The 14559-nt window shown below is 68.4% G+C and carries 13 protein-coding genes and 1 pseudogene; 2 read left to right on the top strand and 12 right to left on the bottom strand.

The features are described from left to right. Positions 1-3: 3 nt before the first annotated feature. The 6 genes from ACFWSK_RS08145 to ACFWSK_RS08120 form a co-directional block, all read right to left on the bottom strand. Complete coding sequence (locus ACFWSK_RS08145) at positions 4-177, bottom strand: hypothetical protein (RefSeq protein ID WP_383783048.1); 174 nt, start codon at positions 175-177, stop codon at positions 4-6. Positions 178-336: 159 nt separating this feature from the next. Next, entirely contained in the window at positions 337-528 is a 192-nt protein-coding gene (locus tag ACFWSK_RS08140) for a hypothetical protein (RefSeq protein WP_383783047.1), read from the bottom strand. After that, entirely contained in the window at positions 525-2273 is a 1749-nt protein-coding gene (locus ACFWSK_RS08135; protein WP_383783046.1) for a hypothetical protein, read from the bottom strand. The genes ACFWSK_RS08140 and ACFWSK_RS08135 overlap by 4 nt, the downstream gene beginning before the upstream one ends. A gap of 14 nt (positions 2274-2287) precedes the next feature. Then, complete coding sequence (locus ACFWSK_RS08130) at positions 2288-2914, bottom strand: WhiB family transcriptional regulator (RefSeq protein WP_383783045.1); 627 nt, start codon at positions 2912-2914, stop codon at positions 2288-2290. A 151-nt stretch (positions 2915-3065) separates the two neighbouring features. After that, a complete protein-coding gene (locus ACFWSK_RS08125; RefSeq protein WP_383783044.1) occupies positions 3066-3752 on the bottom strand; it encodes a hypothetical protein in 687 nt (228 codons plus the stop codon). Between the two features lie 5 nt (positions 3753-3757). After that, complete coding sequence (locus ACFWSK_RS08120) at positions 3758-4681, bottom strand: helix-turn-helix domain-containing protein (protein ID WP_383783043.1); 924 nt, start codon at positions 4679-4681, stop codon at positions 3758-3760. A gap of 957 nt (positions 4682-5638) precedes the next feature. Between ACFWSK_RS08120 and ACFWSK_RS08115 the strand changes: the two are divergent. Beyond that, a pseudogene (locus ACFWSK_RS08115) lies at positions 5639-5824 on the top strand (helix-turn-helix domain-containing protein); the annotation flags it as partial. Between the two features lie 135 nt (positions 5825-5959). Beyond that, a complete protein-coding gene (locus tag ACFWSK_RS08110; protein WP_383783158.1) occupies positions 5960-6496 on the top strand; it encodes a hypothetical protein in 537 nt (178 codons plus the stop codon). Positions 6497-6520: 24 nt separating this feature from the next. On the opposite strand, the gene ACFWSK_RS08105 is transcribed toward ACFWSK_RS08110, so the two are convergent. The 6 genes from ACFWSK_RS08105 to ACFWSK_RS08080 form a co-directional block, all read right to left on the bottom strand. Then, on the bottom strand, positions 6521-7732 hold the full coding sequence (locus tag ACFWSK_RS08105; protein ID WP_383783042.1) for an MAB_1171c family putative transporter: 1212 nt from the start codon (positions 7730-7732) through the stop codon (positions 6521-6523). 1312 nt (positions 7733-9044) lie between these two features. Beyond that, entirely contained in the window at positions 9045-9983 is a 939-nt protein-coding gene (locus ACFWSK_RS08100) for a hypothetical protein (protein WP_383783041.1), read from the bottom strand. Between the two features lie 360 nt (positions 9984-10343). Continuing rightward, positions 10344-10793, bottom strand: a complete 450-nt coding sequence (locus ACFWSK_RS08095; RefSeq protein ID WP_383783040.1) for an NUDIX domain-containing protein — start codon at positions 10791-10793, stop codon at positions 10344-10346. A gap of 141 nt (positions 10794-10934) precedes the next feature. Beyond that, on the bottom strand, positions 10935-11801 hold the full coding sequence (locus ACFWSK_RS08090) for a phytanoyl-CoA dioxygenase family protein (RefSeq protein WP_383783039.1): 867 nt from the start codon (positions 11799-11801) through the stop codon (positions 10935-10937). Next, complete coding sequence (locus tag ACFWSK_RS08085) at positions 11798-13915, bottom strand: phosphoketolase (protein WP_383783038.1); 2118 nt, start codon at positions 13913-13915, stop codon at positions 11798-11800. Before ACFWSK_RS08085 ends, ACFWSK_RS08090 begins: the two co-directional genes overlap by 4 nt. Further along, positions 13905-14558 (bottom strand): L-threonylcarbamoyladenylate synthase, encoded by a 654-nt coding sequence (locus ACFWSK_RS08080; RefSeq protein WP_383783037.1) that lies wholly within the window; start codon positions 14556-14558, stop codon positions 13905-13907. Before ACFWSK_RS08080 ends, ACFWSK_RS08085 begins: the two co-directional genes overlap by 11 nt. Between the last annotated feature and the right edge of the window lies 1 nt (position 14559).

Raw genomic sequence — 14559 nt, 5'->3', positions numbered from 1 at the left:
TCGTCATCGGGTGCGGTTCCTCGTGGTGCGGATGCGGTGCTGGATCTCGGCGGCGAGTTCGACCATGGCGGCCGGGCCGTCGAGGACGCGGATTGGGGACTCGGGGCGTTCCTGGGTGAGCCACTGGCCGTTGGGGGCCAGCACGGCTGTGTGCAGGAGCTGGTGCCGTACGAGCACTTCCGCCCAGGCGCCGGCCTCGGCGGTCGACGGGGTGTGCGTACGCGGATTGCGGGCAGGAATGGCGATCCCTCCATCACAGGGGGCGGGTGGCCCGACCGAGGCCGGGCCACCCGGCGGAATACGGAGGCAGGCGCGTGACCTGCTCCTTTGCAGGTGTCAGCCGCACTCGGGACAGCGGTCGAGGTGCCGGTTCAAGGCCCGCGCCATGTTCCGCTTCACCGAGAAGGCGTTCTTCGCGCTCGTCTTCGCCGACGTCGATCCCTGGTGACGCTCGGAGTGACCGCGCAGGAACTGGATGTCCTGCTCAAAGCCGGACTTGATGGTGGCGAACCGATGGCAGGTCTTCACCGGGTCGTGCTCCTTGTCGTGGTGGTGGCCGCCTCGTCCCGCAGCCGCTGCAGGACTGGCGTCAGGCGGTCGTTCCGGCCGCCCTGGATGTTCTGGGCGCGGAGGATCTCCCGCAGCTGGGGACGGGTGACCGACGCGTTGCCGTCCCGCTCCAGCAGCGCGGGCACGTGCGGACGAACCCGCTCGACCATCTGCTCGACGGTCAGCCGGGGGCCGTTCCGCGGACGCTTGGCCTTCCCAACTCCCGGATGGGTTCGGGAGCCCTTCTGCGGCTGCTTGCGCCGCAGGGGGACGGTGTGGGGACGGTCCCCGTCGGGCTCGGTCCCCGTTTCGGTGTCGGGGTGTTCCCGGTCCCCGTTGTCGTTGGGGACGGTGTGGGGACGGTCCCCGTCGGGCTCGGTCCCCGTTTCGGCGTCGGGGTGCTCCCGGCCCTCGTCGTCATTGGGGACGGCCGCCGGGGACGGGCCACCGCCCCTCTGCGCTGCGACTTCGTGGACGTTGCCGCCCGCGCCATCGTCACTCTCACCGGTCCCCGGGACCACGACGTGGTCCTCCGCCTTCGCCTCTTCACCCTGGCCGGGCAGACGCGAGTCGCGCTCACCGATGCGGTCCCCGTTGTCGTTGGGGACGGTCTGGGGACGGTCCCTGTCGGGCTCGGTCCCCGCTTCGGCGTCGAGGTGCCCCCGGTCCCCGTTGCCGTTGGGGACGGCGTGGGGACCGTCCCCCACGGGCTCGGCCGCCGTCCCCGTCTCGGCCGTGTCCCCGACAGTGCGGTCCCCGATCGAGGCCGTGATTCGGGGACCGGCCTCGGGGACCGTCCCCGTCGGGCTCACGTGTTCCTCGGGGGGCATCCGAGTCTCCGGGGCCGCAGCGCGAGGGGACCGGTCCCCACGGTGGTCGCCCTGCTCCCACGATGGCTGAGTCCAAGGGGACGGCAGGGCGACAGAGGCGAGGGCCGCGGCATGCCGGCGGGCGGCCAGCTGCTCCAGAAGCGCACGACGCTGGTCAGGATCGGTGCCGACCCCGGATCGTGAAAGGGCCGTCTCGAGCCGCCGTTCGATCCGGCGCCCGTGACGATTCGTGCGATCCTTCTCCGGCATCTTGGACAGCCGGGACGCGAGGGCCCCTGCCCGCTCAGTGGCGCGCTCCCTGGTGATCTGGGCGGCATCGCGGTTCCGCGTGGCGACACCCAGGCGGGAGAGGAGACGTTCCCGCACTTCGCGCCCGAGCGTCGCCAGCAGCCCCTGCGAGGAGGCGTCCGGCTTGTGCAGCCGCAGCTCGATACCCATGGCCAGATGCCAGAGCATGGCCGCCATGACCGGACCGACGATCGCTCGCACGGTGCCGCCGACCGGCCCTGATTCGGCGTACGCCGGGATGATCTGCACCCCGGTGAGCACCCAGACCAGGGTGCCCGGAACGCCGGGCGCGCCTTGATTGCGCAGGTTCTGGCGGGCCAGCAGAGCGTTCGCGAACAGCGCCAGCTCGGCCGTGGAGAAGAAGGCAGCCCGTTGCACCGTGTCGGTCATGCCGAGGTAGTCAGCGGCGAAGAACCAGCTGGTCTCCGCGCTGTATGCCGTGCAGCCCAGCGCCGCGAGGGCGGCGACCCAGACCGTGGGGGTGCCGGCGCGCGGGGCGCCCGCCTTTGTCCGGTTGCGTCGGATCGACCATCCGGCCAGCACCAAGGCGAGCACCCCGACAGCTGCGACCGCATAAACGGGATCAATACCGAGGGGCAGAGACATGGCGATGGGGTGAGTCATGCGGCCTTTCGGAGAGCGGCGATCAAGGAGTGGGTCTGAACCTGGCGGGGCACCTGCACGGGCGCGGCTACGTCCTCGTCCTCGGCCGTTTCGTCGTCGGTCGGCTCGGTCTCGTCGTCCTGGTCCCAGTAGCGGTCGCGGTCGGCGACAGCATGCGCGGCGTTGCGCATCAGGTCACGCGCCCAGTCCAGGTCGAGCCGCAGCGTGAAGGCGAGGCGCTCGGGGCTCCAGCCGCGGACGTACGCGTGGCGGGTGACGGCCTCGCGTTCGGCGTCGCTGAGGTGGATGTCGCGCCCTTCGAAGGCCGCCCTCACCCGGCTGTAGTCCAGGCGCTTGTTGACCTTGGCGTGCCAGGGGCGGCGCTCGTCCTCGGTGAGGCCGCCCCACATGCCGTGCCTGATCTCGTTGCCGAGGGCGTAGTCGAAGCACGCCTTCTTCACCGGGCACTGGCCGCAGATCGACTTGGCCTCGGCAATGGCCGCGCGGTCGCGGGCTGTGTGGAAGAACAGCGCGTCGATGACCTTGGGCGGCATGTTGTGGCACAGGCCCCGGGCCTGCCAGCTGTGGTCGGCGATGCCACGGATGGTCGGGGCCGGGGAGTGGTTGGTGGTGATGTGGCGCAAGGCAGTCTCCGGAAGTTGCCTCGGCCGGCGCAGGTCGCTCGGCACCGGTGGTGGCGGGGTCGCCGAGGGCGAGCGAGGCGAGGCGGGCTCGGGGTACGGCAGGGGGCAGTACGCGAGGGGGGAGCGTTTTTATGGAGAGGCGAGGGCTGGGTTAGGCGGGTACTGCCTGCGCCTGAGCGGCCAAGGCGCTCTCAACGCGGCCCGGATGCGGCTCGACGCGCGGTTTGGTGTTCCGGTTCCGGACACCGCCACCGCTCCGTTCGCGGCAGGGCTCGCCTACCGCGGCTCGGCATCTCTCGCACAGGACGCTGAAGAGGTCGGGGCCCCCTGCGGCGATGGCGGCTTCGCGGGCAGCGCGGGCCGGACGGAAGGGTGCCAGCTCGGCTCTTACGGTGGGCGGGACGTAGGAGCCGACGGCGTCGAGCATGTCCTGCAGACGGGGACTGGCTTCCCCTGAGGTGACCCCGCGGTGAGGCGCCGGCGCTATCCGGCCGGTCACGACGGCCTCGCGGGTCGCGACAAGCTCCGCCCTCCAGGCTTCCGGATTATCCGGGTCGGCCATCGGGGTCGGATCGGTATGGCGGCCCAGCCGATCGCGGTAGTGCGCGTTCCATTCCCGGGCCACGTCGGCGGGGAGGATTGGGTATGGGGAGACGATGACGCGCTTGCGGACGATGTCGCGCACATCCCACCCTTGGCCGGTGGTCATGGGCACGTTGCCGAGCAGCTCGTACCAGGTGTCGAGCTGGGATCGGGCCTCGCCCTCGTCCGTGCGGATGAGGCGGGGGTCGATGCGGCCGACGTAGGTGAGTACGGCAGCAACTTCGCGGCGGTTCAAGGTAGTTACTCCGTTCCAGTCGGTTCGTCGACGGCGGCGAGCAGGGCGGCCATGTGCGCGTCGGCGCGGGTCATGCTGGCCTGCGGGGCGGAAGTGCCGCCGGGCAGGGCGTAGAGGTTCGGGCGCTGCGGTGTGGGGCTGTGCTCGCGGGCGATCCAGCACCGCCAGTCGGCAGCCCAGGCGGCGACGGAGCGGGGGCCCCAAGCGGCTCGGTGGTGGCGCCACTTCGCGTCGGCTGTCTGCACGCCGTGTTCGCCGAGGCGGTCGAGGTGTCCCTGTTGCTGGGCCCAGGACAGGCTCGCGTCGTCGACCTGCCAGTCTGCGGCGGAGGTGAGACCGGCAGCACTACTGCTGCTGTACTTACGGTTCACCTTCGGTTCACTACAGTTCTGGGGGTCAGTTTCTGACCCGGAAGGGGGTCGGTTTTTGACCCGGGGAGGGGTCAGATTCTGACGAGGGGGTGCAGATTTCGACCCGGTCAGGTCCTGACGAAGGGGGTCCGATTTAGACCCTGCCTTGCGGCAGATGCGGTGCTTGCGCAGCCGCTCCTCGTCGAGGTCTTCCAGGGAGGGAGCGGGGTCGGTGTCCGCCAGCGGTTCGATGTCCTCGACGCGCAACTTGGGGTCGGTCTTCTGGGCAGCCGCGACCTTCGCCAGCCAGGCAGCGGGGCGCGGCATGCGGTACACCGTGCTGTGCTGGGGGCCCTCGAAGTCGGCGCATATCTCCAGGTCGCCGCTCGCGACCAGTGAGGTCAGGGCGCCGCGCACGGCATTACGGCTGGCGTGCGTCCGCTCCATCAGCTCGGTGAGGCCCGAATAGGCGACGCACTGCTCGTCGGGGATCCGGTCGGCGATCGACAGGAGCACCAAGCGGGCCGTGCCACGGCTGGCACTGGTCTCCCAGGCCCACTTACGTGCCTGCCCGCTCATCGGGACACCGCCATCACGGGACGCGTGAGCATGCGTGTCGACGACGCGGGAGACAGGTGAGCGGGGGCGGCTGCCGCGCAGGCCAGGAACACCGGCCTTTTGCGCAGGGCAGGCGGCATGTAAGACTCTCCTCCGTAGTGCAAGCCGCGCCGGGGTGCCCGTAGGAAAGGTCCGGTGCGGTAAAGGTGGGTAATCTCCGCCCTTGCCGGGGCGGGAGTGCCGTCAGGCGGTCGGCGTCCGGGAGTTAGTGGCTCCATGGGCGCCGTCGCTGTGTTCGGGGCTATACAGCCCTACTGGATCGCGCGTTCCGCATATGGCTCCTATGCCGTCTGCCGCTGGGCGGGGAGCCCGGCGGGGGACGACGAACATATGCAGGCCGTGGCGCAAGATCCAGACCTTGCTAAAGGACTCTCTACAAGTCGTGCAAGCGGGTGTCGGCACCTGCGCCTACGAGTGGAGGCGGCGGGCCGGGACACGGGCAGCGCCGTGATCGCCCCGATGAACTTGGACGTGATCTTCACGGCGACCTCTCGTGTCTCATGCAACCCCGGTTGTTGCGTCGGCGTCCGTGAGTTGCCGCTCTCGGGCGCCCTCGCTGATTTAAGGGCTTGCGGGGCCCGGAGTTTGTGTCGTTCCTGCTCCTTGTAGGTGTCCGTAAGGGCGGCTTGCCTGGCGAACATGCGCACGGCTCTGTGTGAGGGGCCAGAGTTGGATTCAGGCCCTGTAGAAGTCGCGCGGTTGCGGGCGTGGGTTAATGGATCATGAAGGGCCCTTTGGAGTCGGGAGTCGCGGCATGGGGCACGCGTATGGGCGCAGGAGGAACCCAATCGGATGATTGGATTCCGGTTTTGCGGCGCGGGAGCCCCTGCGTCGAGAATCTACGTCATGTAGATTGTTGTTGCAAGAGCTCGTGAACCCGACCCTCTACATCGTCTACCTGCAGCTTTGGAGCAATCGATGCCGCCGCGCCGATTCGATGGGCGACGCCTGAGAGCGAGGCGCCGCGAAGCTGACATGCATCAACGCGTCCTGGGGCGTGAAGTGGGCGTGGGGTCACACGAGCCCGTAGCTCGCTGGGAAAGCGGGAAGTCAGTTCCGCCTGCCGAGAAGCTACCGGCGATCGCGCGGGCGCTAGACACGGATATCGACACTCTGTTCCCGCGAGACGGCGCCCCCGATCTGGTCGACCTCCGATGCGACGCGGGGTACTCCCAAAGCCATGCGGCTGACCTGCTCGAAACTGTCAGCCGATTCCGTCTGGGGGCGGCAGAGCGAGGCGTGCGCAAGCTCGACGAGGAGTCCCTGCTCGAGCCGGCCAGGCTCTACGGAGTCACGGTCGAGGAGTTGCAGGCGGCCCAACGTAGATCGTTCGGCGAGGACGTCCCTACGCGAGAGACGGCCAGCACTGCTGGCAAGCAGCTGGCCGAGAAGCTTTCCGAGCTCATGGGAGAGGCGTTCCCTGGCAGTCCTCCCACGGCTGGAGAGCTGGCCGCCGCAGTCAATAGAAGGATTGGTGCCGAAGTACTTAAGGCTGAGCAGGTGGATGCACTTCTCGCCGGCGTCTCCGCAGAAGAGATCTTCGATGACGGTGCTCGGACGGTCGTTTACGAGGCGCTCGGCCTGTACTTCGATGTGTCGCCCATGGTCTTTCATGACGGACAGTCGGCGCAACGGCGCGTACTGGAAGACATCCGCTTCCTGGCGGCTCAGCACGACGTCGCCCTCGCTGCACGAGGCGGCGAGGGCGGCGTCTCTCCAGCGTTCCTGGCCGTTCTCAACGAGCTACTTGCCGGCGGCGAAGACGAACCGCGCTGATCAGTTGGCCTCCTCCTCGGCTTCCTACGGTTGCCCCGCAGTTTGTCTGCTGAAGTAGTGGCCTCTAGATTCTCCGGCCTGGAAGAGTAGAGAGTCGACCTGTTCGTTCGAGATGGTCGCGTAGACGGCCTGCACGCGAGCGAGCCAGTGCGCCTCAGCGTGGCTGTCGGAGAGAGGTTTGTCTCGAAGACCTCTCACCGGCAGCCGGGAGCGACCGCCGGAACGGGCGTTGTGCAAGGCTGCCTTGATCCAGTATGCCTCCGCCGCCGGCTCAGGGTCCGGATGCTCGGAAGTTACGTCTTCTGCTGTATGCAGCAGGGTGGGAGTGGCGTGGTGCCGAAGCTGCTCCACTGCGTCCGCTATTTCCTGCGTCCACCGATCGAGCCTGACATCCAGCGATGGCGAAGCGCGCGTCCACTCCCGCAGACGGGACGCTGACGGCTGGAAGGGGACGTCAGGGAAGACCTCCATCAAGTCGCGCCGCAACGGGTACAGCTTGTGCAGCGCTCGCCAGGTCGTCCAGCGCGCTGAAAGAGCTTTCGCGGAAGGGATGCTTGCTCCCGCGGCCCACAGGAGGGCGACTGTGAGATTGCTGGTATCTGCGACGACTCGCATGGTGGGAGGGCTGGCACTCGTCGGGTTCCAGACTGTGACGATCCGGAAAAGCGAGTACGTCGTATAGAGCGTCGTTGCGAGGGCCATAAGCGCGAGACCTGAGCGCAGAAGTCTTGTTTCCGCACGGCGAGCGGCGCGGCCCCATTGGAAGGCACAGGTTGCCGATGCAGACGCCAGGTACACGTACAGGATGCTGATGAAGGTGGCCGCGCCCCATTGACCTGCGTGGTCAGTGGCGAACTCCACGCTGGGCCGACTCCGGTCCACCGCCGTGAAGAAGAGTGTGACCATCGCGCCGACAGCGCTGAGCGCACAGGCATGCGCGATGCGGCTGATGCGTCGGGATGTTCTCACGTAGCGCGGTGTGGCTGCCCCAGTTGCTGGCTTGCCGTAGATCGCTGTGATGTAGCGCAGCACGGCGAGGATGGCGACGATCGAGGTCAGGTACTTCACCAGCACGTACAGGTCGGTGATCGGTGCGTCCAAGGCGCGTTTTACAGCAGGAACACGGCACCACAGTGCGGCGGCGAACCCAGCACTGCAGGCCCAGAGAGCCCGTCTTTCTGGCTCGTCGTAGCGAAGCGCCGGCAACCGCCACAAGGCCATCAACGTCATGGCCACCGCCCCGATGTAGGTGCAGACGTTAAGCATCGGTGCGCCCTCGGAACTTCCCAGCAGGAGGCGGTGCCACAGGATGGGAGAGGCTCGACTCCAGGAGGCTCATCGGATCCTTGCCGGCCCCTGCCCGCCGCTGAAGCTTGATCTTGATAAGAGTGGCGGAAAGCTCGGCCTCCCTCTCCTCGACCGTGCCGTAACGCGACCGGGCCTGGACCACCACACCGGGCCCCAGATCCGCAGTGATGCGCTCCCAGACGGAAGTAGGAATGCTAAGCAGCGCCTCTCGGGGCGAGAGGGTGGAACGGTGGTCAAGCCACTCGTGCGCGAGCTCGTGCAAGATCGTGTGCTCTGTCTGGTGCGGGGTGGGGCGTCGCCGGAAGAGTATGTAGGTCGTGTGACGCCCTCGGATGCGCAGCCCGCACGCGGTGCGGCGATCAGATCTCGCGTCGTCTACCTCTATGAGGTGGATCGTGCGGCCACTGGCAGCCTCCATGTTCGCCACCAGGGCCCGCACACTGAAGGCGTCACTCGGGAGTGGCAAGTTGCTTAGCTTAGCTTCGCACTGCCGCCGCAGCTTGCGCATCTCGCTGCCCGAGAACAATGCGCGCGACGAACTCATTGCCGCCCCTTCCTAGGTGTCATTTTTGCCACGCATGTTAGTCCGGTGCGAGGGGCACCTTGCTGCGAGCGACAGGTGAATCACGGGAAGGCCAGCCGTCCCGTGTAATGACCTTATGCCTGTCGCTCGGGGGTGATTGTGGCGTACATGCCCTGCAGCGGATTCGGCTACAAGTGGATACAGGTTGTCGCGAGTGGTCAACGCTGGCGGAGAGTGGCGTATTTGGAGTGCCGAGCGCTGTGCGGAAAATGCTGCCTGAGTGGCAGTGGCGTCGACATCTCTCCGCTTTTATGTGTCCCGAATCACAGAACCTTAAATTTCGACCGCAGATGACGGAAAAGTCCAGTTGATTCGTTTTGCTACTGAGTCGCTCGGGTCGGGGAGTCCGAGGCCCCATTCGTCTTCCATTGGCAGGTCTGTCCGGTGCTGTAAGTCGTAAGGTGGGGGTTGTGTGGCGCCTTGAATCGCTAGCCACGGAAATCCCTGTACCTGAAAGCGACATGAGAGGGCGTCACTCTGGTGAGGGCTGCCACGATTGACGCAATCGTCGTCGATGGACGTTGCGGGGCGCGCTCAATTAAGCAGCTGCGCGACCGTTAATGACGTGCCGTCAATTGGTGCCGCTCGCTCGATTGTTGCATCAACGGGGGCTTGTTTCTCTATGGGTACGGAGGCGCGTTGGGGCCCTGTCGGCGCTTAGTGGCTGACACCCAGACCCGGAAGGAATAGCTGGCCAAGATCCCGACCTAGGCCGCCCGTGTCCAGGGTCTCCTCGATGCTGAGATTCGAGAGGCCGAGGTCGGCGGGGCGCCGAGCGCCGCGGCTTCGCAGCTCGCGGACGATGAGCGTAGCCAGTGCCGTGGCGCCCTTGATGCTGCGCGGGAAGCTCGCCTCCCACCACCTGGCCAGTGGGATCTTGGAGTGCCAGCCGCGGCTGGTCATGCCGTTTTCGTACTCGGCGTGACCCGGGCTCCACTGGTCAGGCGAGTCGGTTGTGTCGATGAGTGCCATCAGCTCGTCGTCTGGATTGCACAGGACGGCAAGGACCCGGTCTCCGTCGGCGTGATTGAGGAGATTGAAGCCCGCTCCGGCCTTTCCGAGCTGTGCCGGCAGCTGGTCCGACAAGGCGATTAGCAGGGTTCTCACCGACTGCTCCAGTTGCAGCCAGTCGGAGGCTGGAGGGGGTAGAGGCGCGGCGGTGGTGGGCGTGCCCGCGTCGTGGCGATTTAGCTGCCAGAGGTAAGGCAGCTCCCTGTACGTCGCCACCTGGTGGATGCCGCTTCCCACCCCGTGGTGGAAGGCGGCGGCCTCTCGGTCGGCAAGCTCATTGCTCCTGTGGATGGAGAGTTGCAATCCGCCTGATCCTTGATCCAAAAGGAGAGTGTTTGTCGCCGACTGCCAGCGGATGCTGGGACCGATGCCGCTTCCGCCGTATTGGGCAGGAGGACCCAGTCGTTCCTCAATAGCCTGCAGCGCGGCCTGGACGTGGATTACAGGGTCCTCGGCGGGCAGTGATATTCTGCACAGTTCTTCCAGCGGAGTCGGGGCCGCCTCGTAGTCAGCCGCCGTCGCCTGCTGGCACAGCCTCTCAGCTATTTCCCCTACGTGGGTTCGTTGCGCTCTCTCCATGTTCATACAATGTACTGGATGATCGCGTCACGCCTTCCTACCGTGGCGTTTCGCCCGATGGTCGGAGCATTCCGTGTCACTCCTACTCGCATGGGAGTGATCGTCTCGACCTGATTCCTCGGTGTGCCGCAACCCGTGACGTCCCACTATCTCGGTGGGGCTAATAGAACCGGCGGCGCCAATGAGCTGAGGCGGCAGGAGAGGGCTTCCCGGTGGACGCTTTCATTGGCCAAATCTGGGATTGTTGGCGGGGGCCGCTGAGACCACCTCGGTCTCCAGGCTGCGGAATAGCTCGTCGCCCGGACGGGCCGCCGGTGATGCCAATCATTGGCTACCTCCGCAGCGGCAGCGATTGAAAGGGGGCGGTCAATCGTACAGGTGGCCGAGCAGGGCGCCTTGTCCGGACTGGAGCACGTGCGCGGTCTTCAACGGGATCCAGAAGCACTCAAACTGGGTGGGCTCCTGCTCGCCGTCGTGGTCCTCCTGGCTGGCCCACCGATCCGGCGTCGGCTCGGTGAGCTCCAAGAGGAAGACGTGTCGCTCCTGGACCTCGGGTCGGTACGGCGTCATGTCATATGTGGTCACCCCGACCTTCCGCATGATCTTGAAGTTATGCAGGCCGGTCTCCTCGCGGGCCTCGCGCAGCGCCGCCGCCTCAGGTTGCTCGCCCTCGCGGATAGTGCCGGCCGGGACCTGCACACCGACCTCCTCCCACGGAAAGTCGGTGTGGCGGTGAACGAGCAGGCACCCGTCGCGCACGACGTAGCACAGGACCTTGGCCTTGGTGATCTTCTGGGAAACGGAGGCACCCCTCATGGCAGCGGTGAAACGGACTAGTGGTGCATTTCGTCCACCGACTGCACGCCGGCTGCCGGACGCAACGAAGGGGGCGAGCTTAAGAGCTGGCAGCGATGGCCTCGGCAACGACGCCCGATCCGCGCGGTTGCGCTGGTCGTTTCATCGCAGCCGAACGGGCACGTCGGAGGAAGTCCGCGGGCCGGTCGACCACCACGAGCGGATGGGGGCAGCTCCGCTGCCCTTGGCGAGGGATCCGTCCGGGTCGCGGTCTGGCAGGCCGAGGAGCTGCTGTTCGATCGGGGTGAGCACGGGGTCTTTCCGGAGTGCGGTGGCAGGGTCGTCGACGGGGTGGAGCCAGCGGTATCCGTACTGGAGCATGAGGGCGATGCGTGGATGGCCGGAGAGGTTGATGCCTCCGGTGTGCCAGGTTCGGTTCTCGAAGAGGACTGCGTCGGTGCCGGTGATGTCGGGGGTGACGGCGCCGGGCGGGTCGATGGTGCCGACGGGGACGACAGGTTCTTCGGTGAGGCGGTGGCTGCCGGGGAGGAACATGGTCAGCCCGCAGTCGGGGGTGACGGGGGTGAGGTAGTGAGCGGCCTTGATCGCCATGCGGGGGGTATGGGGAAAGCCGAGGTCGGCGGTGACGCCGTACATGTCGCGGTGCCATCCGTGGCGCTCGGGGATGCGGATGGTGCGCGGCGGACCGCTGGGCAGTGCGATGAGGTGGGCCGACAACAGGTGGATGTTCGGGCTGAGGAGCTGGACGACGGTGGGCAGGACGGCCGCGTTGGCGAGGAGGGGGAGGAAGGCACGGTCGAGGTTGAGGCATCCGCGGAATCCGTCCTTGCCATCGCCACCTCGGTCGCGGCCTTTGGTGATGTCGCTGGCCAGTAGCCGCTCGGCGGCGGTCAGGAGCCGGTCGCGCAGTTCCGGGGTGATCGCGTTGCGGACGATCGCGTACCCATCGCGTTCGAAGGCGTCGAGGGTGCCGAAGTCGGGGGCCACGGGCGGGAGCAGGGTGCTCATGCCGGTATCTCCTTCGGGAGGTCGGTGAGGGTTGCAGCGAGCTGCCACAGGCCGGTGTCGTCGAGGCCGCAGAACTGTCGGAGGTGTTCCTGGGAGACGGGGCGGCCGGGGTCGCGGTAGCCGAGGACGGTAAGCCGGGGCCCAGGGTGGCGGCGTCCGAGGAGGGCGTGGATGTCGGCTGGGTGCCCGCTGGTGGCCAGGACGATCGGTGCCCGGGTGCCGAAGTGGCGGGCGAACGCCTCCGGGGCGAGGGCGAGAGGGCGGGCGCCGTCCTCGGCGAGGACCGTGAGGTCGTGGACGTGGACGTACCGCAGGCGCAGGCCGGGGCGTTCGGCGCGCAGCCGCTGGGCGAGGGTGGTCAGGGCCTCGGCGGGCAGGTCGCCGGCGGAGGCGAGGATCAGGTCGGGCTCTCCGGGGCCGGGGTGGGTCAGGTGGGGCCAGGTCGCGATGCCGTGCCGCAGTTCCTCGTCGAGGGTCTCCAGCGGGTGGTGGACGATCGTGTGCTTGCCGGCGACGACGATTGTGCACCGGCCGAGCTTGCGCAGGGCGAAGGTGAGGGCGGCGGCGGCGCGCCCGGGGTCGGCGGGGGTGAGGACGTGAAGCGTGGGGTCGCCGCCGGCCAGAAGTGCCGTAGTCAGGCTGGGGTTTTGGTGGGTGAACGTGTTGTGCCAGCCCAGACTGGTCAGCAGGTAGACCAGGCTGGGCAGCGGGGCGAGCCCGGCGTGCCGGCGCATGGACCGGTGCTTGAGCTGCTGCTGGATGAGGCTGAGGGAGATCGGCGCGAACGCCTCGTAGGTGGCGACGAGTGCGTGCCGGCCGGTCTCCGTGTAGCCCTGGGCCCAGGCGTGGCACAGCTCCTCGCTCAGAACTTCCACCGCCCACGGCACCGGGTATCCGTGATCGTCGGTGAGGTCGAGGCGGTTGGAGGCCAGCTCGTCGGGACTGAACACGCGGAACGGTCCCTGCTCGGCGCGGGCCCGCAGGACCTCGGGGACCACCTGCGCGAACGGGCGCCCGACGGCGTGGGCGGCGACCTTGGCGGAGGCAGCGACGCAGCCGCGCGGCGCCGGGAGGCAGTCGGGTTTGGGACGGGGCGGCGGGAGCGCGGGCAGCAGATGCGGCCGGGGCCGGCCGCTGGAGGTGAGGAGCTGGGCGGGCTGGTAGGAGGCCAGCCAGTCGGCGAGCGCGTCGAACTCGGCGGGCACACCTGCTGGGTTACGCAGCGGCGTCTTGTGGACCGCCGAGGTGCCGGCGAGGCGGGCCGGGGCGCCGTGACCCTTGTCCAGGGTGAGCACCAGGACACTGGAAGGCCCCGGAATGCCCAGGGGCTGGGCGGCGCCGAGTGCTTCGGCTACCGCCCGGCGGAGCTGGCCGATGTCGAGCCCGTCGCTGTAGACGGGCCGGTGGCCAAGGCCGGTGAAATAGGCGGTGAGTTCGGCGCGGTCCAGGGTGGCCAGCATGCTCGGTCCGCCCATGCGCATCCCGTTGAGCAGGACGACGGGAAGGACGGTGCCGTGGTCGCCCGTACCGTGCAGAGCGCGGGTGGCGAGCCACGAGGCGGCGGTCGTCCCGGTCTCGCACTCTCCGTCGCCGATCAGGACCAACGACAGCCGGTGGGGTGCGTCGAGGGCGGTGCCTTGTCCGATCGCAAGCGCAGGCCCCAGCTGGCCTCCGGTGTGCAGGTGGTCGGGGATCATCGGGGTGATCTCCCCGCCGATGCCGGGCAGGGGGAAACCCGTGACGAGTTCGCGCAGCCCGGCCGCGCCCTGGCGCAGGTGAGGGTAAGCATGGCCGAGTCGGCCAGTGAGGTAGGCGTGGGCGAGGGCGGAGGGCCCGGCGTGCCCGGCACCGTGCAGGACGTGCAAATCGTAGCCGTCGGGGACGGCCGCCTGGAGCGGGCCCAGGGCGGCGAGCATCCGGTTGACGGGCGGGCACACTCCCCAGTGGCCAGCCGGTCGCGCCTTGACGTCGCCCGGAATCAGGGGCCGGGCCAGGAGCGGGTTGTCGCGCAGGTAGAGCTGGGCGAGGCAGAGGTAGTCGAGCGCGTCGGTGACGGCGGCCACCGAAGCGTCGGGCACCAGGCGGTTCGTGCGGCGGGCGAGGTCAGCCCACATGCGGTCCTCCCGGCGGGATGAGGGCGGCTTCGACGGCGCGGGCGTGGACGGTGCCCTCCCGCTCCAGGCGGGCCGGGGTGCCTGCGGGGCAGTCGACGATGGTCATGTGCCGGCCGTGCGGGCAGATCCCGCCGTCGACGACCGCGGCGATCCCGGCCCCCGTGGTCCGCTCGAAGGCGCCGACCTGGGCGGCGGTGAGCGCCGGGTGGTCCTCCTCGCGGGCGGCGGGGGTGGAGATGCTGCACACGGCGGCGGCGAGCGGTTCGCCGGCCAGAGCTACGAGCCAGCCCAGGGCCCCGTCGGGGCATCCGACGAGCGCCGGGGAGCCCACCGCCGCGATGGGCTCCACTCCCGGCTTCCACGGAAGACGCAGCGCGAGGTCCCCCGGCCACAGGCCGCAAGCCAGCAGACGGGCGTCGTCGCTCAGGTCGAACAGGGCCTCGGCCGTGACCGGGGAGTCGAGCAGGAGCAGCAGCGGCTTGGTGCTCGGGCGTTGCTTGGCGCGGAAGACCGCGTTCGTGGCGGTCGGGTCGGCGGCGCGGGCACACAGCATGTACCAGCGGGGGGTGGGCACGGCGACCATCTGCCCGGCGGTCAGGAGCCGGGCGGCGTCGGGGAGCTGGTCGGGCGTGAGGACGTCCACG

Origin of the sequence: Streptomyces sp. NPDC058620, assembly GCF_042717135.1 — a bacterium.
Lineage (GTDB): Bacteria > Actinomycetota > Actinomycetes > Streptomycetales > Streptomycetaceae > Streptomyces.
This window is presented reverse-complemented; position numbering and strand designations above follow the sequence as displayed.

What these genes read in the sequence shown, in the direction of transcription:
- ACFWSK_RS08135 (WP_383783046.1), bottom strand. Translation starts at nt 2,273, where the DNA reads ATGTCTCTGCCCCTCGGTATTGATCCCGTTTATGCGGTCGCAGCTGTC.
- ACFWSK_RS08120 (WP_383783043.1), bottom strand. Translation starts at nt 4,681, where the DNA reads ATGAGCGGGCAGGCACGTAAGTGGGCCTGGGAGACCAGTGCCAGCCGT.
- ACFWSK_RS08100 (WP_383783041.1), bottom strand. Translation starts at nt 9,983, where the DNA reads ATGAACATGGAGAGAGCGCAACGAACCCACGTAGGGGAAATAGCTGAG.
- ACFWSK_RS08095 (WP_383783040.1), bottom strand. Translation starts at nt 10,793, where the DNA reads ATGAGGGGTGCCTCCGTTTCCCAGAAGATCACCAAGGCCAAGGTCCTG.
- ACFWSK_RS08090 (WP_383783039.1), bottom strand. Translation starts at nt 11,801, where the DNA reads ATGAGCACCCTGCTCCCGCCCGTGGCCCCCGACTTCGGCACCCTCGAC.
- ACFWSK_RS08085 (WP_383783038.1), bottom strand. Translation starts at nt 13,915, where the DNA reads ATGTGGGCTGACCTCGCCCGCCGCACGAACCGCCTGGTGCCCGACGCT.